The 18,547-nt window shown below is 58.1% G+C and carries 16 protein-coding genes; 10 read left to right on the top strand and 6 right to left on the bottom strand.

What is annotated here, in order from left to right:
• Nucleotides 1–7 precede the first annotated feature (7 nt).
• The 5 genes from C1A08_RS02445 to C1A08_RS13200 all read left to right on the top strand — a co-directional run bounded on the left by C1A08_RS02445 (nucleotide 8) and on the right by C1A08_RS13200 (nucleotide 5,917).
• Nucleotides 8–2,368, top strand: a complete 2,361-nt coding sequence (locus C1A08_RS02445) for a TonB-dependent receptor (RefSeq protein WP_180951507.1) — start codon at nucleotides 8–10, stop codon at nucleotides 2,366–2,368.
• 72 nt (nucleotides 2,369–2,440) lie between these two features.
• Nucleotides 2,441–3,307, top strand: a complete 867-nt coding sequence (locus tag C1A08_RS02450) for an alpha/beta hydrolase (RefSeq protein ID WP_055201748.1) — start codon at nucleotides 2,441–2,443, stop codon at nucleotides 3,305–3,307.
• A 22-nt stretch (nucleotides 3,308–3,329) separates the two neighbouring features.
• Complete coding sequence (locus C1A08_RS02455; protein ID WP_101571148.1) at nucleotides 3,330–4,220, top strand: alpha/beta hydrolase; 891 nt, start codon at nucleotides 3,330–3,332, stop codon at nucleotides 4,218–4,220.
• A 137-nt stretch (nucleotides 4,221–4,357) separates the two neighbouring features.
• Nucleotides 4,358–5,332, top strand: a complete 975-nt coding sequence (locus tag C1A08_RS02460; RefSeq protein WP_055201750.1) for a deoxyhypusine synthase family protein — start codon at nucleotides 4,358–4,360, stop codon at nucleotides 5,330–5,332.
• Between the two features lie 417 nt (nucleotides 5,333–5,749).
• Nucleotides 5,750–5,917: a hypothetical protein gene (locus C1A08_RS13200; RefSeq protein ID WP_153497947.1), complete on the top strand. Its 168-nt coding sequence runs from the start codon at nucleotides 5,750–5,752 to the stop codon at nucleotides 5,915–5,917.
• Nucleotides 5,918–5,982: 65 nt separating this feature from the next.
• Here C1A08_RS13200 and trxA read toward each other — a convergent pair whose 3' ends face one another.
• Complete coding sequence (gene trxA / locus C1A08_RS02470) at nucleotides 5,983–6,297, bottom strand: thioredoxin (RefSeq protein WP_101571152.1); 315 nt, start codon at nucleotides 6,295–6,297, stop codon at nucleotides 5,983–5,985.
• A gap of 149 nt (nucleotides 6,298–6,446) precedes the next feature.
• Entirely contained in the window at nucleotides 6,447–10,067 is a 3,621-nt protein-coding gene (dnaE, locus tag C1A08_RS02475; protein WP_101571153.1) for a DNA polymerase III subunit alpha, read from the bottom strand.
• Nucleotides 10,068–10,243: 176 nt separating this feature from the next.
• Here dnaE and C1A08_RS02480 point away from each other — a divergent pair, with 176 nt between their 5' ends.
• Nucleotides 10,244–10,510, top strand: coding sequence for a putative signal transducing protein (locus C1A08_RS02480; RefSeq protein WP_055201758.1), 267 nt, complete (start codon nucleotides 10,244–10,246; stop codon nucleotides 10,508–10,510).
• A 20-nt stretch (nucleotides 10,511–10,530) separates the two neighbouring features.
• On the opposite strand, the gene C1A08_RS02485 is transcribed toward C1A08_RS02480, so the two are convergent.
• The 4 genes from C1A08_RS02485 to C1A08_RS02500 form a co-directional block, all read right to left on the bottom strand.
• Nucleotides 10,531–11,346 carry an aminotransferase class IV gene (locus C1A08_RS02485; protein WP_101571155.1) on the bottom strand — a complete coding sequence of 272 codons (816 nt, stop codon included), beginning with the start codon at nucleotides 11,344–11,346 and terminating at the stop codon, nucleotides 10,531–10,533.
• A gap of 7 nt (nucleotides 11,347–11,353) precedes the next feature.
• The gene (locus C1A08_RS02490) at nucleotides 11,354–11,974 is read right to left on the bottom strand and encodes a rhomboid family intramembrane serine protease (protein ID WP_101571157.1); all 621 of its coding nucleotides are present in this window, start codon (nucleotides 11,972–11,974) and stop codon (nucleotides 11,354–11,356) included.
• On the bottom strand, nucleotides 11,971–13,044 hold the full coding sequence (holA, locus tag C1A08_RS02495) for a DNA polymerase III subunit delta (RefSeq protein WP_055201763.1): 1,074 nt from the start codon (nucleotides 13,042–13,044) through the stop codon (nucleotides 11,971–11,973). Before holA ends, C1A08_RS02490 begins: the two co-directional genes overlap by 4 nt.
• Nucleotides 13,045–13,109: 65 nt before the next feature.
• Entirely contained in the window at nucleotides 13,110–14,576 is a 1,467-nt protein-coding gene (locus C1A08_RS02500; RefSeq protein WP_101571159.1) for a DUF4301 family protein, read from the bottom strand.
• Nucleotides 14,577–14,738: 162 nt separating this feature from the next.
• Between C1A08_RS02500 and murB the strand changes: the two genes are divergently transcribed.
• From murB to C1A08_RS02520, 4 genes are all read left to right on the top strand, one after another.
• On the top strand, nucleotides 14,739–15,743 hold the full coding sequence (gene murB / locus C1A08_RS02505; RefSeq protein WP_180951508.1) for a UDP-N-acetylmuramate dehydrogenase: 1,005 nt from the start codon (nucleotides 14,739–14,741) through the stop codon (nucleotides 15,741–15,743).
• Between the two features lie 2 nt (nucleotides 15,744–15,745).
• The gene (tilS, locus tag C1A08_RS02510) at nucleotides 15,746–17,095 is read left to right on the top strand and encodes a tRNA lysidine(34) synthetase TilS (RefSeq protein ID WP_101571161.1); all 1,350 of its coding nucleotides are present in this window, start codon (nucleotides 15,746–15,748) and stop codon (nucleotides 17,093–17,095) included.
• A 243-nt stretch (nucleotides 17,096–17,338) separates the two neighbouring features.
• Nucleotides 17,339–17,899, top strand: coding sequence for a DUF4924 family protein (locus C1A08_RS02515; protein WP_055201769.1), 561 nt, complete (start codon nucleotides 17,339–17,341; stop codon nucleotides 17,897–17,899).
• 17 nt (nucleotides 17,900–17,916) lie between these two features.
• On the top strand, nucleotides 17,917–18,540 hold the full coding sequence (locus C1A08_RS02520) for a WbqC family protein (RefSeq protein WP_101571163.1): 624 nt from the start codon (nucleotides 17,917–17,919) through the stop codon (nucleotides 18,538–18,540).
• Nucleotides 18,541–18,547: the final 7 nt, after the last annotated feature.

The raw sequence follows: 18,547 nt of genomic DNA on the forward strand, positions 1-18,547 counted from the left end.
AAAACCGATGCCGAAAACGGGCACCGTCAAGGGCCGCGTGACCGGCAGCGGCGACGACCGGCCGATCGCAGGCATCACCGTGCGGCTCGCGGGCGACACTCTCGCGGGAACGTCGAACGGCGACGGGCTGTTCCTGATCCGCCGCGTCCCAGTGGGATACAACACATTGTATGTCGCCGCCGAAGGATTCCACGCGGTCACCACCGAATCGTTCCTGGTCACGGCATCGGACACCGCCGTGGTGAACATCGCCCTCGACACGATGCAAGTAGCGCTGTCGGAAGTCGTCGTGGCGGTTTCGCCGCTCGCGGCGACGACCGAATCCCCCGTGTCGATGCGGCGGATCGGAACCGAAGAGATCGATATGACGCCCGGCGCGAACCGCGACATCTCGAAAGTGGTGCAATCAGCCCCCGGGGTCATCGCCACGGCCATCCAGCGCAACGACGTGCTCGTGCGCGGCGGCGGGGCCAACGAAAACAAATATTACCTCGACGGCATCGAAATCCCGGTGCTGAACCACTTCGCCGTGCAGGGCGGATCGGGCGGCAACGCCTCGCTGGTCAACACCGACCTGCTGCGTTCGGTCAACTTCTACACCGGGGCGTTCCCGGCCGCGTTCGGCAACGGCCTCAGTTCGGTGATGGACATGCGGATGCGCGACGGCAACCCGACGCGGTTCAAAGGCAAACTGATCCTCGGAGCGTCGGATTTCGGGATCAACTTCGATACGCCGGTTTCGAGAAACGGCAAGACCACGCTGCTGGCCTCCTATCGTCGCAGCTACCTGCAAATGCTGTTCAGCGTACTCGGCCTGCCCTTCCTGCCGACCTATAACGACTACCAGTTCAAACTGGCCTCGAAACTCGGCGCGTCGGACGAATTTTACCTGATCGGACTCGGATCGTTCGACTACAACCGGCTGAATACCGGACTGAAAGACCCCGACGACGATCAAAAGTACATCCTCGGCTACCTGCCCGAAAACAGGCAGTCAAGCTACGTGTTCGGCGCGGGATACGTGCACCGTTTCCGGGCCGGGCAACTGCGCGTCGTGGTCAGTCGCAACGCTTTTACGAACAAACTCTACAAGCACGAACGCAACGACAAGTCGCTGCCGCGCACGATCGACTACAATACCGAGCAATCGGACAACCGGGTGCGGGCCGAAATCGAATTGCGGTCGGTCGGCGGCTTCCGCTTTACGGGCGGCGTCGGAGGCGGCAGCGGGCACTACGACAATACGACCCGGCGGCCGGCTTACACCGGCGGCCAGCTCCGCACGGAACGGTTCGACAGCCGGCTCTCGTTCGGACGCTACGAACTGTTCGCCACGCTGAGCCGGGAATTTTTCGGGAAACGCTTTTCGGTGCTGCTCGGGCTACGGGCCGACGGAACGACCTATTCTTCCGAAATGCACAACCCGCTGCGACAACTTTCGCCGCGGCTGAACCTCTCTTACAACTTCCGGCCGCAGTGGACGTTCAGCGCTTCGGTCGCGCGATATTACCAGGAACCGCCCTACACGTCGATGGGATACAGGGACAGCACCGGCGTACTGATCAACAAAGCGAACGGACTGCGATACATCGCCTCCGACCATTTCATCGCGGGAATCGCCTTTACGCCCGACGCGCACTCGCGCATTTCGATCGAAGGCTTCTACAAGCGCTACTCGGACTATCCGGTATCGCTGATCGATTCGCTGCCGGTATCGACCGGCGACTTCGCCGACTATACGATCGGGGACGTTCCGGTGCGGTCGGTCGGCAAAGGACGCGCCTACGGGATCGAACTCTCGTACCGCAACACGAACCTCGCGAACACGGTCGTCAACGTTTCGTACACGTTCCTGCACTCGCAATTCAACCGTCCCGGCGCAGACCTGCGCCCGACGGACGAGTACGTCTCCTCCGATTGGGACGTGCGGCACATCCTGAACGTCTCGGCGATCCACAAGTTCGGGCGCAACTGGACGCTCGGCGCCAAATGGTATCTGACCGGCGGCAGCCCCTTCACGCCCTACGATTTCGGCCTCTCGTCGCAAACCGGAGCCTGGGACGCCCGACAGCGGCCCTACTACGATTACGCGCTGTACAATTCGCGGCGACTGCAGGCTTTCCATCAGCTCGACGTGCGGGCGGACAAAGTATGGTACTTCGCGAAATGGCGGCTCGGATTCTACGTCGACATCCAGAATCTCTACAACTTCAAAGCGGCCGGGCAGGATATCCTGATGCCCGAGACCGACGCTTCGGGGCAATACGTCCCCGATCCGCAGCGCCCCGGACACTACAAAATGAAGACCGTCGCGCACGACATCGGCGGCACCGTACTGCCGACGCTTGGCATCACCGTCGAATTTTAACGTACCGCACGCAAGCGCTTTGACGAACCGTACAAATTAGCTACCTTTGTTAAAATCGGATTTTTAGATACTATGAAAAAACAACTATTGACCGCCGTCGGCGCGCTGCTGTGCGCTCCGGGCGGATTCGCCCAAACACCGCAGGCGCTGCCGCTGTACCCCGACGGGGCCGTGGAAAGCAACGGATTCTCCGCAGCCGACGTCCGGCTGACCGCCACGAACCTCGACAAATGCGCGGAAGCCGATTATTTCGTTTTTCCGGCCGATCCGGCGCAAGCGACCGGACAGGCCGTCGTCATCTGTCCCGGAGGCGGGTATATCTCGCTGGCTTACGGTCACGAAGGACTCGACGTGGCCGAATGGATGAACGAGCACGGGATAACCGCCGTCGTACTGCGTTACCGGATGCCGAACGGGCATCCCGAAATTCCATTGAAAGACGCGCAGACGGCCCTGAAACTGGTGCGGCAGAAGGCCGCCGACTGGCACGTCGACCCGAACCGGGTCGGCATCATGGGATTTTCGGCCGGAGGGCACCTCGCCGCGACCGCAGCCACCCACTTCACCGGCCCGGAAGACCGGCCCGATTTCTCAATCCTGATCTACCCGGTCATCTCGATGGATTCGATCACGCATCAGGGGTCGAAGGACAACCTGTTGGGCACGAACGCCCCGGCGGAGCTGGCCGAGCGCTATTCGAACGAAAAACAGGTTACCGACCAAACGCCGCGAGCATTTATCGCGCTCAGCGACGACGACAACGGCGTACCGCCCGCCAACAGCATCGGTTACTATTCCGCGCTCAAAAAGCACAACGTGCCGGCCGAACTGCACGTTTATCCGAGCGGCGGACACGGATGGGGCTGGCGCGATTCGTTCGAATACCACGACGAACTGCGCGCTTCGCTCGGCCGCTGGCTCGAAGAGATCCGCAAATAAGAATCGCCGAAAGCCCGTTACGATGAAAAAAATGGTATGGCTGGCAGTCCTTCCGCTGCTGTTGTCCGCCGCCGAAAGCCCGGGCCGGACACCCGAACCGAACCGAACGCCCGAAGCGTTGCCGCTCTACCCGAAAGGCGCGCCGGAGAGCAACGGCCTGTCGGCGGACAGCGTCAAAGTATTACCCGACGTGATTTTCGGGGCGGTCGACGCCGACTACCTGGTGCTGCCGGCCGATCCGACGCAGGCGACCGGCCAGGCCGTCGTCATCTGTCCCGGCGGAGGATACGGAGCCATCTGCTTCGATCACGAAGGCTTACAGGTCGCCCGATGGTTTAATACGCAGGGCGTAACGGCCATTGTACTGCGTTACCGGATGCCGAACGGCCACCCCGAAATCCCGCTGAAAGACGCGCAGCAAATGCTGGAATTGGTACGCAAACAGGCCCCGAAATGGCGCGTCGATCCGCACCGGGTCGGCATCATCGGATTCTCGGCCGGAGGACACCTTGCCGCAGCCGCCTCGACGCTGTTCACCGGAGCGGACAACCGTCCCGATTTCACGATCCTGTGCTACGCGGCCACCTCGGACGATCCGGACATCATCGACAAGGAGACCTTCGGCAACCTGATCGGCCCGGACGCTTCCGCCCCGGAGACGTTCCGTTATTCCTGCGAAAAACAAGTGACGGACCGAACGCCGCAAGCATTCATCGCCCTCAGCGACGACGACGACAACGTCCTGCCGGGCAACAGCACCCGCTACTACACGGCGCTGAAAAGCCGCAACGTTCCGGCCGAACTGCACATTTTCCCGACCGGCGGTCACGGCTGGGGCTGGAGCGAATCGTTCCGCTACAAGGACGAACTGCGCGCCGCGCTCGGCCGCTGGCTCGAAGAAATCCGCAAATAAAGAGTTTCCCATATAATTGAAGGAATAATTCACGGCGGAATTTCCTACCTTTGCGGAGGTCCGCTGCAACAACAGCGGAAACACGTGTTCGAGACGACCTAAATAATACGATTACATATTAAACTCAATCAAAAAAAATGGAAAAGGGACCTATTTCTCAATTCATTACGCACCACTACCGCCACTTCAACGCGGCTGCGCTGATCGACGCCGCCAAAGGATACGAAGCCCACATGCAGGCAGGGGGTAAAATGATGATCACCCTCGGCGGTGCGATGAGTACCGCCGAACTCGGCATCTCGCTGGCCGAAATGATCCGCCAGGACAAAGTGCAGATCATCACCTGCACCGGCGCCAACCTCGAAGAAGACATCATGAACCTCGTCGCCCACTCGCACTACAAACGCGTGCCGCACTACCGCGACCTGACGCCGCAGGACGAATGGGAATTGCTCGAAAACCACATGAACCGCGTGACGGATACCTGCATCCCGGAAGAGGAAGCGTTCCGCCGCCTGCAACAACATATCTTCAAGATATGGAAAGACGCCGACGACAAAGGCGAACGCTACCTGCCGTACGAATTCATGTACAAGCTGCTGCGCAGCGGCGTACTGGAGCAGTACTACGAAATCGACCCGAAGAACAGTTGGATGCTGGCCGCCTGCGAAAAGAACATTCCGATCATCGTTCCGGGATGGGAAGACAGCACGATGGGCAACATCTTCACGTCGTACGTCATCAAAGGCGAACTGAAAGCCTCGACCGTCAAAGGCGGCATCGAAACGATGATCTTCCTGACCGAATGGTACCGCGCCAACAGCGGCGGCAAAGGCGTCGGGTTCTTCCAGATCGCCGGCGGCATTTCGGGCGACTTCCCGATCTGCGTGGTGCCGATGATGTACCAGGATCTCGAATGGGAAGACGTGCCGTTCTGGGCCTACTTCTGCCAGATTTCGGACTCGACGACCTCGTACGGATCATATTCGGGCGCCGTTCCGAACGAAAAGATCACCTGGGGCAAACTCGCTCCGGACACCCCGAAATTCATCGTCGAGTCGGACGCTACGATCGTGGCCCCGCTGATTTTCGCATACGTGCTGGGCTGGTAATTCCGCGCGCAATCGATTTCACAAAGCGGCCGGAACCTGCCGGCAATACACAGAAGCCTGGAGACATTGTAAATACGGTCTCCAGGCTTTGTCATCGTATATTCCCCTCTGTTCCATCATCCGATATCAACCATCTTCTCCCGACAACAATCAGCGGAGCGCCTCGCTACCTGTATAAATCGGGGGAATTGAAGACGACGGTTTACGGTCACAAGAAGAAAAAGGACGGGGGCTTCGATTCGGCGTCGGATAAAGAATTTCGTTTCGACGACTACGTTACGACCGTTTCCGGAAACAAAGCCCGTAGGTGGTTCAATGCCGGTACAGTGTATCTATACTTTGCCGGTAGACGACCCATACAAGAAAGGTTATGTGTATTGTACGGGTGTGGTTATCACCAAAAAAGACCGTGTCGGCATGGCATTGAAGATGTACTTTACCGACAGCGGAAAGAAAAAGGAATCCCGCTATCTCCGTTCGCTGCGCAAAAAGATATGGTACCGCAACGACGAATGGAAATACGATGCGGACATCGTCGCACGTACGGCTCAAAAATACTACGGAGAAAATACGTTCGGCGGATAGGAGATCGCACAAAACAAACGATAGGGAGAGTCGCCCCCCTATCGCCATGAAAACAGAATACGAGTTTACAGAAGTTTTGCGATTTTCTCCGCGAATACGTTTTTCGGAGCCGCGCCGATCTGCTTGTCGACGATCTGCCCGTTCTTGATGAACAAAATCGTCGGGATGTTGCGGACGGCATACTGCACGGCGATCGCATTGTTCGAATCGACGTCGCATTTGCCGATCGTCACTCTGCCTTCGTATTCGCCGGCCAGTTCGTCGATGATCGGAGCGACCATCCGGCAGGGGCCGCACCATTCGGCCCAGAAATCGATTACCAGCGGCTTGCCCGAATCGAGCAATCCCTGCAGATTTTCGGATGTGATAGTAAGTGCCATAATTTCGGTATTTTTAAAGTTTATGTTTCACTGTGGTCGTACAAAGGTCATAATAACATCCGACAAAAGCACGCGGCGACGGCAAAAGTAATCAACAACTTATTCAACATTCCGACTGACAGACGAATACACACTTACGGATCAAATAGTTACATCAGCGTATACTGCAACGCATAGTCTTCCAGAAACCGCACCATGTCGCCGGTCATATCGACCTTCACGCTCTTCGAATACAAATTTACTGCCACATCGGCTGCCGGATCGTACACCTTGACGCGGAGCATCACCTTACCGCGGTTGTCCTTCACCGTACAGGAAAGCTTCCCGATCAACTCTTCGGTCAGATCGTTCACCGGTACCATTACGGTAACCTCTTTCATCAGCGTTTCCTGCGCTTCGGAAAGCATCATCATCGACGTGATTTTCGCTTCGAGCTCACTCGGATTGTAGATGCGAGGACCCACCTTCCCCCGGATGAACAGGTAATATCCTTCGAACATATAGCGGCGGAAATTCTCGTATTCCTTCGAAAAGAGCACGAATTCGTGCGAACCGTTGTAATCCTCGATCGTGAACCGTCCGTAAGGCTTGCCGGTTTTGGTCGTCAGGTGCATCACCGATGTCACCATGCCGGCGACCATGAAGTCGCGCCCGTTCATCGACGACAGGTCGGACAGGTCGCCGAGCGAGCAGTTGCAATAGTGACGGATAATAACCGAGAAATCGTCCAGCGGATGCGACGACAAGTAGATACCGATTACCTCGCGTTCGCGGTTCAACATTTCCAGCTTCGACCACGGCGTATGCTGCGGCGGCTCCGGCTTCTGCACCGAAGACTCGGCGGCCGTTTCGCCGAACAGGCTTTGCTGCACGTTGTTTTTGTCGTTCTGGATGCGGTTTCCGTAACGGATCAGCGCGTCGAGCATCGTCATATCGTGGTCGTCCTTGGCCAGGTAAGCGCTCCGCGGGAACGAACTGATCGTGTCGAACGCTCCGCCGAGCACGAGGTTTTCGAGCGTTTTCTTATTGACGGCCTGCAGGTTCACCCGTTCGACGAAATCGTAGATCGACGTGAACTTACCGCCCTCTTTGCGCACCTCGATGATATTCTGGACGGCGGCCTCGCCCACGCCTTTGATCGCCGCCATGCCGAAACGCACGTTGCCGTCCTCGTCGACCGAGAAGCGCGACTTACTGTAATTGACGTCCGGGCCCAGTACCGACAGCCCCATCCGCTTGCACTCGTCCATAAAGAAGCTGATCTTCTTGATATCCGACAGGTTGCGGCTCAGCAGCGCCGCCATGAATTCGGCCGGATAATGCGCTTTCAGGTAGGCCGTCTGGTACGAAACGTAGGCGTAGCAGGTCGAGTGCGACTTGTTGAACGCATACGATGCGAACGCCTCCCAATCGCCCCATATCTTTTCGCAGATTTTCGGGTCGTGACCGTTCTTTTTAGCCCCTTCGATGAACTTGGGCTTCATCTTATCCAGCACGTCCCGTTTTTTCTTCCCCATCGCCTTGCGCAGCGTATCGGCCTCGCCGCCCGAAAAACCGGCCAGCTTTTGCGACAGCAGCATGACCTGTTCCTGATAGACCGTAATCCCGTACGTGTCCTTCAGGTACTCCTCCATGTCGGCAATCTCGTAGGTCACCGGTTCCAGCCCGTGCTTACGGGCGATGAAGTTCGGGATGTACTCCATCGGGCCCGGGCGGTACAGCGCGTTCATCGCGATCAAATCTTCGAACCGGTTCGGCTTCAGGTTGCGCAGGTGCTTTTTCATGCCCGGCGACTCGAACTGGAACAGGCCGGTCGTCTCGCCGCGGCTGTACAATTCGTACGTAGGACCGTCGTCCAGCGGGATCGCGTCGATATCGAGCTTCCGCCCGGTCGTCGATTCGATATTTTCGAGCGCATCCTTGATAATCGACAACGTTTTGAGTCCCAGGAAGTCCATCTTAATCAGGCCGACGCTCTCGACCAGCTTGCCTTCGTACTGCACCACGTTCAGCTCGGCGTCCTTCGCGATCGCGATCGGGGCGAACAGTTCGAGGTCGTCCTGCCCGATAATCACGCCGCAGGCATGTACGCCGGTCTGGCGCACCGACCCTTCGAGCTTCTCGGCATAACGCATCGTATCGCGCACCAGCGGGTCGGGCGATTCCTTCTCGGCCAGCAGTTCGGGAGATTCTTTATAGGCTTTCGGGAACGACATCCCCGGTTTTTCGGGAACCAGCTTCGCCAGGCGGTTGCTTTCCGAAAGCGGCAGCTTCTGAATCCGCGCCACGTCTTTGATGGCCATTTTCGGAGCCATCGTCCCGAACGTGATGATCTGCGCGACGCGCTTGCTGCCGTATTTTTCGGTCACGTAATGCAGCACGTCGGCGCGGCCGTCCTCGTCGAAATCGACGTCGACGTCCGGCAGCGAAATACGATCCGGATTCAGGAAACGTTCGAACAGCAGGTCGTATTTCATCGGATCGATGCTGGTGATCTTCAGCGCATAGGCAACCACCGACCCGGCCGCCGACCCACGACCCGGCCCGACCGACACGCCCATCTCGCGCGCCGCACGAATAAAGTCCCACACGATCAGGAAGTAACCAGGGAACCCCATCCACTCGATCGTCGACAATTCGTATTCGATCCGTTTGCGCACCGCCTCCGAAAGCGTGCCGTAACGTTTTTCGGCACCCAGGTAGGTCAGGTATTCCAGGTAGCGGAACTGTTTCGAGATCATCAACCGTTCGGACAGTTCCGGATGACGCGCGATCACGTCGTCGAGCGACGCGCAATCGTTCACTTCCGCGCGCAGCGCCTCGTCTTCCAGCTTTTTCAGGAAGGTTTCTTTCAGTTTGTCGAGCGGTATTTCGAAATCGTCCGGGATCGGAAAGTTCGGCATCAGCGGCTTGTGTTCCAGCGAATAAGACTCCACTTTAGCGGCGATCTCGGCCGTCGTAGCGAGCGCTTCGGGATGATCCGGGAACAGCGCGGCCATCTCCTCTTCGCTCTTCAGATACTCCTGGAACGTGTACCGCATCCGATTCGGATCGTCCAGGTCGCGGCCCGTGTTCAGGCAGATCAGCCGGTCGTGCGCCGGCGCATCGTCGGCCATGATGAAATGCACGTCGTTCGACGCGATGTACTTGACGCCGTGTTCGGCCGCCAGCCGCAGGATCACTTCGTTGACCTTTTTCTGGTTCTCGTACACCTGCGCGTCGATCCGCGCGTTACCGCTCGGATGCAGTTGCAGTTCGAGGTAGTAATCCTCTCCGAAAATCGACTTAAACTCCTCGACGACGCGGTGCGCCTCGTCGATATTCCCGTGCATGATCGCCTGCGGAAGCTCCCCGCCGAGACAGGCCGAGCAGCAGATAATCCCGTCATGGTACAGCCTCAACAACTCTTTATCCACACGCGGACGGTAATAGAATCCCTCGATAAAGGCGTACGAAACGATACGCGCCAAGTTATGATACCCTTCCAGGTTCTTGGCCAGCAGGATCAGGTGGTCGCCGCGGTCGTCCTTGCCGCTTTTGTCGAAACGGCTGCCGCCCGCAACGTACACCTCGCATCCGAGGATCGGTTTGATCCCCTCTTTTTCGGCCGCATCGTGAAACTCCTTCACGCCGAACATGTTGCCGTGATCGGTAATCGCCAGCGACGTCATGCCCAGTTCTTTGGCGCGTTTGAGCAACGGTTTGATCGCAGCCGCCCCATCCAGGATCGAATATTGGGTATGTACGTGCAGATGTGTAAATTGAGCCATTTCAGATTCGCTTTTAATGATGTATCCCGACAAAAATAACGAAAAAATAGTTGTCCCGCGGCATCCCCGGCGGGAATTTATTCACAAATTATCCCTATATTTAGAACATGCGGAACAACCGGCGACGATCCGATATTTCCGCCTGATTATCAATGTCGTACTAAAAACCGAATGCGATGGACGATTCGAAACTGGTAGTAATCCGGAGCTTCTCCTCGGTAGGGGAAGCCTCCATTTACAAAAGCCTGCTGGAAAGCAGCGGAGTACCGTGCGAACTGCTGAACGAACTGACGGCCGAGGTGTTGCCGATCCGCAACGAGATGATGCCCGTCCGGCTGGTCGTCAACGAGGCGGACGCCCGCCGGGCCGAAGAGATCCTCGGGGCGAAGTTCGATCAGGAAGAATTCGATAAGGAGAGCGCCAAACGGCGGAAAAAGCCGTAGCCGGAACGGGACGAAACGCTTCAGAGCCGCACGTCGTTGATCCGTTCGGCGAGTTTCACGGCCATCAGGTTGAAGTAGCGGTAATCCCCGTAACCGAGCAGCGACACGATTCCCTGCACCGAAACGGTAAAGGCTTCTTCGCAATGGGTCAGCATACCCCGTGTCAGCGGGCATTCGCACACCGCGATCTTTTCGGCGCGGCAGACGGCAAGCACCAGCCGCCGCATCACCGAATCGGTCGCCCCGGCTGCCAGCGGCGTCGTAAACACCTCGCCGGCGGAGACGAGGAACAACGGCTCGTCGTCGACGTGGGTCAGCGTCCCGTCCCGGTTCTCGAGAACGGCGAGTTCCGCTCCGGCTCGGGCAGCCGCATCGCGTCCGAATGCCGCCGAAAGCAGCGAAACGGAAGTCGGATATCCCGGCCAGGCGCAATCGCACGGAAACACGTCCAGCAGCGGACGCTTATGCCACAGCACGTAACGCGGATAATAGAGCGGAGCAGCGGTCTCCAGCAGCCAAGACGGTTCTTCGGCATCGGATTCCAGCCCGTGCGGAAAAACGCGCAACGTAATCCGACTGCTGCCGTGCGGATAACGATTGGCGTCGAGCAACGCCCCGACCGCCTGTCGCAACGTCGGTTCGGGGAGGACGAACGGCACGCCGCAAACCCGCTCCACGGCCTGCCCGAGAATTTCCAAATGCGCATCCGGGAAAAGAATCCGGCGATCGAAGGCATGCATCTGCTGATAGACGTAATTCGTCGAAAGCAACCGTTCCGGCGCGAATCCCCGCTCTCCGGGAACGACGAACGCCCCGTTGTAACAAACCGTATCCATCGCAGGATCAGAACGACGTCAGGTTCTTAACGAATACGTGCCACAGCGACGGCTCCATCAGCAGCGGGAACACGAATCCGAAAAGCGCCCCGAACAGGTGGGCGTTGTGGTTGATATGATCGCCCGGACGACGGCTCATGTACTGCTCGTAGCCTACATAAAGGATTCCGAACAGAATCCCCGGGATCGGCAGGATACCGAAGAAATAAATCTTACTCCACGGATTGAAAAAAATGGAGGTGAAGATTACGGCCGACACCGCTCCCGAAGCCCCGATCGACGCATACTGCGGATCGTCGCGCCGACGCACGAGGTCGGGAAGCACGGAGAACAGCAACCCGCCGAAATAGAGCAGTCCGTAGCTCAGGTAGCCGCTGAAAATGGTCCCTGCCTGCTGGTAAGCCTTAAACAGTTGCTCAAGGAACTGCCCGAACGACAGCAACACGAGCATATTGACGATCAGGTGCATGTAATCGCCGTGCACGAAACCGTACGACACGGCCCGGTACCATTCGCGCCGATGCACGACACGGTAGGGGACGAACGCGAGCCGGTCGAACAATTGCCGATTGTTGAACGCCGCTATCGAAACGATCGCCGTTATGAAAATCAGGATATAGGTCATCAGAGTAAAAATATTTTTAACAGCAACTCCTTCAGCAACTCGCCGCCGTCGGCCTGCCCGGTATTCATGCCTTTGCTTTTCAGGTCATACTCGCGCAACAGGCCGAGAATCGCAAAAACCTTGTTGTTCGGATAGAGCGCAGCCGCCTGCTGGTACTCCTTCAGAAAGAACGCCGTGGGCAGCTTCAACATCCTTGCCAATTCCGCATCCGGCGGCATCGGCGCGCCTTTGCGGCGGCAATACCACTTTTGGTAATTCAGTATAAAAATCCGCTGAAAATGCGTAAACAGCGCGCTGACGGTCACCAGCAACGGATTCTCCTTCGGATTGCGGGCGAAATGATCGGCAATCAGCATCGCCCGGGCCACGTTCCGCTCAGACATCGCCCGCGTCAGCTCGAAATTATTGAAATCTTTGCTGATGCCGATATTCTGTTCGATGTGCGCGGCCGTGATCTGCTTCGTTCCTTCGGGCAGATAGGTGAGCAGTTTGCCCAGTTCGTTGCTGATCTTCGAAATATCGGCGCCGAGGTGGTCGGTCAACATGGCTGCCGCTTTCGGGTCGATCGAACATCCTTTACTGCGGACGAAATCGCCGAGCCAACCGGCGATCTCGTAATCGCGCGGAGCGACCGATTCGAAAACCGCTCCTTTAGCCTCGATCTGCTTGTAGAGCTGACTACGTTTATCGAGTCCTTTTTCTTTATGACACAGCACGAGGATCGTAGTCGGGGAGGGCGCCGACGTATACAGCGACAACTGGTCGATCCGGCGCAACGTCTGCGCTTCGCGGACGATCACCACCTGAAAAGCCCCCATCATCGGCATCTGACGGCAAAAATTGACGATCGCCCCGGCTTCGGTATCCCTGCCGTAAACGACCGTCTGGTCGAAGGCCCGCTCCTCGGGCGACAGGATCGTCTCGCCGAGCCGTTCGGCCAGCATATCGATAAAATAGGGCTCCTCGCCCATCAGCAGATAGACCGGCGCGAACTGCCTCCGGCCGATCCGTTCGGACAACGCCGCATAATCGGCCACACTCTCCTTAAAGCTCTTTTTACTGCTTTTCGCCATCGCTCGTACGGAATCTGATCTTTTACGCAAAGGTAACGAATAAAACGGGGCTTTCAAAACCCGGACTATCCGTTCCGATGCTGCGGCCGCAGCAGATCGCCCACAACTTTCACCGGACTGAAAGTCGATATGGGAACCTCGACGAACACGGTGTTCCACCGCGCCATCGCTCCGTTCCACAGACCCGGCAATTCGAGCGCCTTCAGCGGCCGCCCCTGCTGCGATTTCGACGAAATAAAACCGGTCTGCGGATCGACGTAACGCGTCAGATCGAATTTACGGCCGAGATAATCCCGCACCCCGCAGACGAGATCTACCGGGTTGAAATGCGTCGCCGCGGTCATCAGACCCTTTTGCTGCGGCGCGATCTGGGACGATTCGGCGATCTGCAACGACTCGCCGCCGTCGGCCTCCCGCACCCAAAACGGCCCGCCGCCCGGCTCGCCTTCGTTCTTCACCATACCGCACACCCGGATCGGACGATCCAGCAATTCGCGCAGCAAACCGACCTGCCGCTGCGGTTCCAACGCAGCGAACGACGACGGCAGCCGACGGCACAGCCTGCCGGAAACGAATGACGCCATCTCCTCCGCAGACACCCGTTCCCCGGCATCCAGCCGGCGCAAATACCCGAACGCCTGCCGCTGCAAATCGAGCAGCAACCCGGCGAGCATCTCTTTATAGATCACCGTATCGGATTTCAGACGGTCGGGCGCCACGTTGTCGACCGTTTTGATGAAAACCAGGTCGGCATCGATCTCGTTCAGGTTCTCGATCAGCGCCCCGTGCCCCGCAGGACGGAAAAGCAGGCGCCCCTGCCCGTCGCGCAGCGGCGTATCGTCGGGATTGACGGCCAGCGTATCGGTCGAAGGCTTCTGGCAGGAATAACCGATCCGATACTTCACCCCGAAACGGGCTTCGTAAAACGGAACCGTTTCGGCGGCCAGGCGTTCGAACTGCTCCCGGTGCTCCGCAGATACGGTAAAATGAATGCATACTTCGCTCCCTGCTCCGGCCGCATACAGCGCCCCTTCGGCCAGATGTTCTTCAAAGGCCGTCCGGTTGCGGTCGGGATAACGGTGAAAAAGGATCAGCGCTTTCGGCAGCGTCCCGTAACCGAGCCCTTCGGTCAGGATATTCGAGACCACGGTTCGCGGATCGCGGCTGCCTCCGGTAAACTCCGCAAGCCGTTCGGCAAAAGCGAAACGGTCGAGACCGGCCAACAATTCGTCGACTTCGCGGCTGCGAACGCCGTCGTTCAAAAATTCGAATAACGCCTTGAACATACGGGTCGCCGCACCCGACGCCGGAACGAATTTCACGACCTTGCGCTGCGGACGGAGTTCCCGGTAAACCGCGCCGTAACGCTCCGCAGCAGCCCCGTCGGCTCGCAGGATCCCGTCGCCGGCCACTGCCGCACGGCAAATATCCAGGTATGGAAACCCTTCTCTGAAACGGAGCATCTGCCGCTCCGCATCGGCGACGCACAGGCCGTGAGCGCCGATCTGTTCGATATCCTGTTCGGTAAACATTTTTCGTCGGATTTAAAAATTCACATTAAAAGTAATCATTTTTCCGCAAATATCCGCATCCGGTTTTTTTACCGGCCGTCGGTCTGTAGCGGAACCGCTCCGTCGGCAGTCGGTTTTGCAAAATCTGATTTATTGTCGTATGTTTGTTTAACAATAGCGTGTATGATGGAAGAAAACAAATCCCTCCGCGGACTGAACAGTTTCGGGGTGGACGTTTCGGCGCGGCGTTTCGCCGAATTCAGCGACCGGGCCGAACTGACCGCCCTGCTGGACAGCTTGCCGCCCGGCGAGAAATGGATGATCCTCGGCGGCGGCAACAACGTGCTGTTCACGGGCGATTACGACGGCACCGTGCTGCATCCCGCGTGCCGCGACATCGCGCAGATTTCGGACGACGGCAGGACGGTGCGCGTCCGAGCCGGAGCCGGCGTCGAATGGGACGACCTCGTCGCCTGGGCGGTGCGCAACGGATTGGGCGGCATCGAAAACCTGTCGCTGATCCCAGGCTATGTCGGGGCCGCACCGGTACAGAACATCGGAGCGTACGGGGCCGAAGCGAAAGATACGATCGAAAGCGTCGAGTGCCTGCTGACCGACACGCGGGAAACCGTGACGCTGTCCAACGCGGAATGCCGTTTCGGTTACCGGGACAGCATTTTCAAACGGGAGCTGAAAGGCCGCGCCGTAATCCTGGCGGTTCAATTCGTCCTCGCGCGCGATCCGCAGTTCCGGCTGCGCTACGGAGACGTGGAGCAACAGGTCGAAGTGCTCGGCGGCGTATCGCTGGAAAATATCCGTCGGGCGGTTATCGCTATCCGGAGCAGCAAGCTGCCCGATCCGAGAGTGCTGGGAAACGCCGGCAGCTTTTTCAAAAATCCGGTCGTGTCGCAAGCGCAGGCCGATTTCCTGACGAAGAAATACCCGGACATGCCGCGCTACGCGACCGGAGAAGGCCGGGTGAAACTGGCGGCCGGCTGGCTGATCGACCGCTGCGGATGGCGCGGCTCAAGGCTCGGCCCGGCCGGCATCCACGAACGCCAGGCGCTCGTAGTGGTCAACCACGGCGGCGCTACGGGAGCCGATATCGTCCGCCTCGCCCGTGCCGTTCAGCAGGATGTGCTCGAACGGTTCGGCGTAACGATCGACATGGAAGTAAATCTGATATAGATATGCTACAGGATAAATTTCGGGCCTACATCCGGGAACGGGGTCTGTGCACCCACGAAAACCGCATTCTGCTGGCCGTAAGCGGCGGCGTCGATTCGATGGTCATGCTGTCGCTGTTCGTCCGCGGCGGATACGAAGTGGGCGTGGCGCACTGCAATTTCCAGCTTCGCGGAGCCGAAGCCGACGAAGACGACTTACTGGTCGAACGCGAGGCGACCCGCTACGGAATCCCGTATTACGGCGTTCGCTTCGACACGATGGCGGAAGTCGCCGCGACCGGCGAATCGGTCGAAATGGCCGCGCGGCGGTTGCGCTACGAATGGTTTGACAAGCTATGCGAAGAGCGCCGCTACGACCGGGTCGCAATCGCACACCACGCCGACGACTCGGTGGAAACCTTTTTCATCAACCTGATCCGGGGAACGGGGCTCCGGGGGCTGACGGGCATCGGCGTCGTGAACGGGCGCCTGATCCGGCCGCTGCTGTTTTCGCAGCGCAAAGAGATCATCGACTACGCGCTGACCAACAAAATCCCCTACCGCGAAGATTCGACCAACGCGTCGACCAAATACCTACGCAATAAATTCCGGCTCGGCATCGTGCCGCGCATCAAGGAGATCTCTCCGAAATTCACCGACACGATGGCGGCCAACGTCGAACGGCTGACCTCGGCCCAGAATTTCATCGACCGCAGCATGGAAGTGATCCGCCGCCAGGCGCTCATACGCGACGAAACGCGCACCGTCGTCGATCTGTCGCGGATCGATCCGTCGCTGCCTGCCGATTTCGTCATCTTCGAACTGCTGCGCGGTTTCGGGTTCAATGGGGAAGTCATCAACAGCCTTTACCGGGCATTCTGCGAAGGACACGGCTCCGGCAAGCGTTTCTTTTCGAAAGACAGCGTAGCTTACATCGACCGCGGTCGCATCCTGATCACCCCGATCCCCGACGACGAGGGCTGCACGACGGAGGTGACTCCCGAAACGACCCACACCTACTGCGGCGGCGCGTTGCTGACCTTCGAACGCCTCGAAGCAGACGACGTCGAATCGCTCCGCCAGCCCGAAAACGTAGCGCTGCTCGATGCGGACAAGCTGACCTATCCGCTGACGGTGCGCCGCTGGAACGAAGGGGACGCATTCGTTCCGTTCGGCATGGACAGCCGCAAGAAAATCAGCGATTTCCTGATAAACAACAAGGTATCGCTCCCGGACAAACGCCGCCAATTCGTCGTGACCAGCGGGAACGACATCGTATGGGTGGTCGGACGGCGCATCGACGACCGCTACAAAGTGGCGCCCGCTACGGAAAACGTGCTCCGGATCGTACGCGAAACGGACGTGGAGATTTAACGCCATTCGCCCGATAGCCGGGGCGACCGACAACTCTCCCCGGCGCTCGGCCTGCTGTTCGATCCCGAAGGCATCCTGATCGACCGGCGGCTCGATTACGGCAAGGGGAGCCTGAAAAAGAGGATCGAAGAGCACATCCGGATGCAATAACGCATTCCGAACGGGACGACGCCATCCGTTTTTCGAAAGGAATCGGTATATTAGCGGTCGGAAACACGATCCGTTCACCGAAAAACGACCGAAATGTATATCGCACAACGCAAACGCAAAGAGAATATCGCCGAGTACATCCTCTATCTGTGGCAGTTGGAGGATTTGCTACGCGCCCTGCAGTTCAGTCCCGAAGCGATCTATTCGCAACTGGTGCAGAAAAGCGAACTGGACGAAGCCAAAAAACAGGAGGTTTTCTTCTGGTACATGGATCTGGTAAACCTGCTGCGCAAAGAAGGCAAGGAGGAAAACGGCCATCTGGAACACACCCTGCACCTGATCGCCGATCTGGATAACCTGCATAAACAGTTGCTGACGCTGCCCGTCGGCGAGAAATACCGTGCGCTCTACGCCGCGGTAGCCCCCGAAATCCCGACGCTCAAAAGCAAACTCGGCAAACAGGACATCTCCGACGTGGAACTGTTCTTCCGGGCTCTGTATGCCGTTATGCTGTACCGGATCAAAGGCGATCGAAGCAAGGAGAACGACATCCGCAACGTCATCGGCCTGATCTCGCCGGCAGTCGCCGAACTGGCCACCGTATTCCACGCCGTCGAACGCGGCGAGACCGACCTGTTCGGCCCGAAAAAATAACCCGAAATCCGCCGACCGTGATCCTTTCGACCGCTTATCTCGGAAACGTCCAGTATTACGCCAAACTACTGAGCGGAAAAGCCGTAATCGACCTATACGAACATTATCGGAAACAGAGCTACCGAAACCGATGCGACATCCTGACGGCCAACGGGACGGGTCCGCTGATCGTACCGGTACTCCAACCGTCGGGTATAAAAAAACCGACCCGGGATATCCGGATCGATTCGTCGAAAAAATGGCAACACCAACATTGGCAAGCGATCGTATCGGCTTACCGGAGTTCGCCCTATTTCGTCCATTACGAAGAGCGGTTCGCCCCGTTCTACCGGCGACGGTACGATTTTCTGGTCGACCTGAATGCGGAACTGCAACAAACGGTACTCGATCTCTTACGAATGAAACCGCGCATCGCGTACTCCGAAAGTTACGTGCAAAACCCCGATCCCGCCGAAGATTTCCGAGACGCGCTATCCCCGAAGCCGCGCCTGCAACGTCCCGACCCGGCATTCCGGGCCGCACCTTATTACCAGGTTTTCACCGAACGCTATCCTTTCGCGGCGAACCTGTCGATCATCGACCTGTTGTTCTGCGAAGGGCCTGACTCGACCGGGATTCTGCGGAATTCGACCGTACGTTAAGCCGTTC

Source organism: Alistipes sp. cv1 (assembly GCF_900240235.1).
Taxonomy (GTDB): domain Bacteria; phylum Bacteroidota; class Bacteroidia; order Bacteroidales; family Rikenellaceae; genus Alistipes_A; species Alistipes_A hominis.

What these genes read in the sequence shown, in the direction of transcription:
- C1A08_RS02515 (WP_055201769.1), top strand. Translation starts at nt 17,339, where the DNA reads ATGTATATCGCACAACGCAAACGCAAAGAGAATATCGCCGAGTACATC.
- C1A08_RS13200 (WP_153497947.1), top strand. Translation starts at nt 5,750, where the DNA reads ATGGCATTGAAGATGTACTTTACCGACAGCGGAAAGAAAAAGGAATCC.
- holA (WP_055201763.1), bottom strand. Translation starts at nt 13,044, where the DNA reads ATGGCGAAAAGCAGTAAAAAGAGCTTTAAGGAGAGTGTGGCCGATTAT.
- C1A08_RS02455 (WP_101571148.1), top strand. Translation starts at nt 3,330, where the DNA reads ATGAAAAAAATGGTATGGCTGGCAGTCCTTCCGCTGCTGTTGTCCGCC.
- dnaE (WP_101571153.1), bottom strand. Translation starts at nt 10,067, where the DNA reads ATGGCTCAATTTACACATCTGCACGTACATACCCAATATTCGATCCTG.
- C1A08_RS02460 (WP_055201750.1), top strand. Translation starts at nt 4,358, where the DNA reads ATGGAAAAGGGACCTATTTCTCAATTCATTACGCACCACTACCGCCAC.
- trxA (WP_101571152.1), bottom strand. Translation starts at nt 6,297, where the DNA reads ATGGCACTTACTATCACATCCGAAAATCTGCAGGGATTGCTCGATTCG.
- C1A08_RS02500 (WP_101571159.1), bottom strand. Translation starts at nt 14,576, where the DNA reads ATGTTTACCGAACAGGATATCGAACAGATCGGCGCTCACGGCCTGTGC.
- C1A08_RS02445 (WP_180951507.1), top strand. Translation starts at nt 8, where the DNA reads ATGCCGAAAACGGGCACCGTCAAGGGCCGCGTGACCGGCAGCGGCGAC.
- C1A08_RS02450 (WP_055201748.1), top strand. Translation starts at nt 2,441, where the DNA reads ATGAAAAAACAACTATTGACCGCCGTCGGCGCGCTGCTGTGCGCTCCG.
- murB (WP_180951508.1), top strand. Translation starts at nt 14,739, where the DNA reads ATGATGGAAGAAAACAAATCCCTCCGCGGACTGAACAGTTTCGGGGTG.
- tilS (WP_101571161.1), top strand. Translation starts at nt 15,746, where the DNA reads ATGCTACAGGATAAATTTCGGGCCTACATCCGGGAACGGGGTCTGTGC.
- C1A08_RS02485 (WP_101571155.1), bottom strand. Translation starts at nt 11,346, where the DNA reads ATGGATACGGTTTGTTACAACGGGGCGTTCGTCGTTCCCGGAGAGCGG.
- C1A08_RS02480 (WP_055201758.1), top strand. Translation starts at nt 10,244, where the DNA reads ATGGACGATTCGAAACTGGTAGTAATCCGGAGCTTCTCCTCGGTAGGG.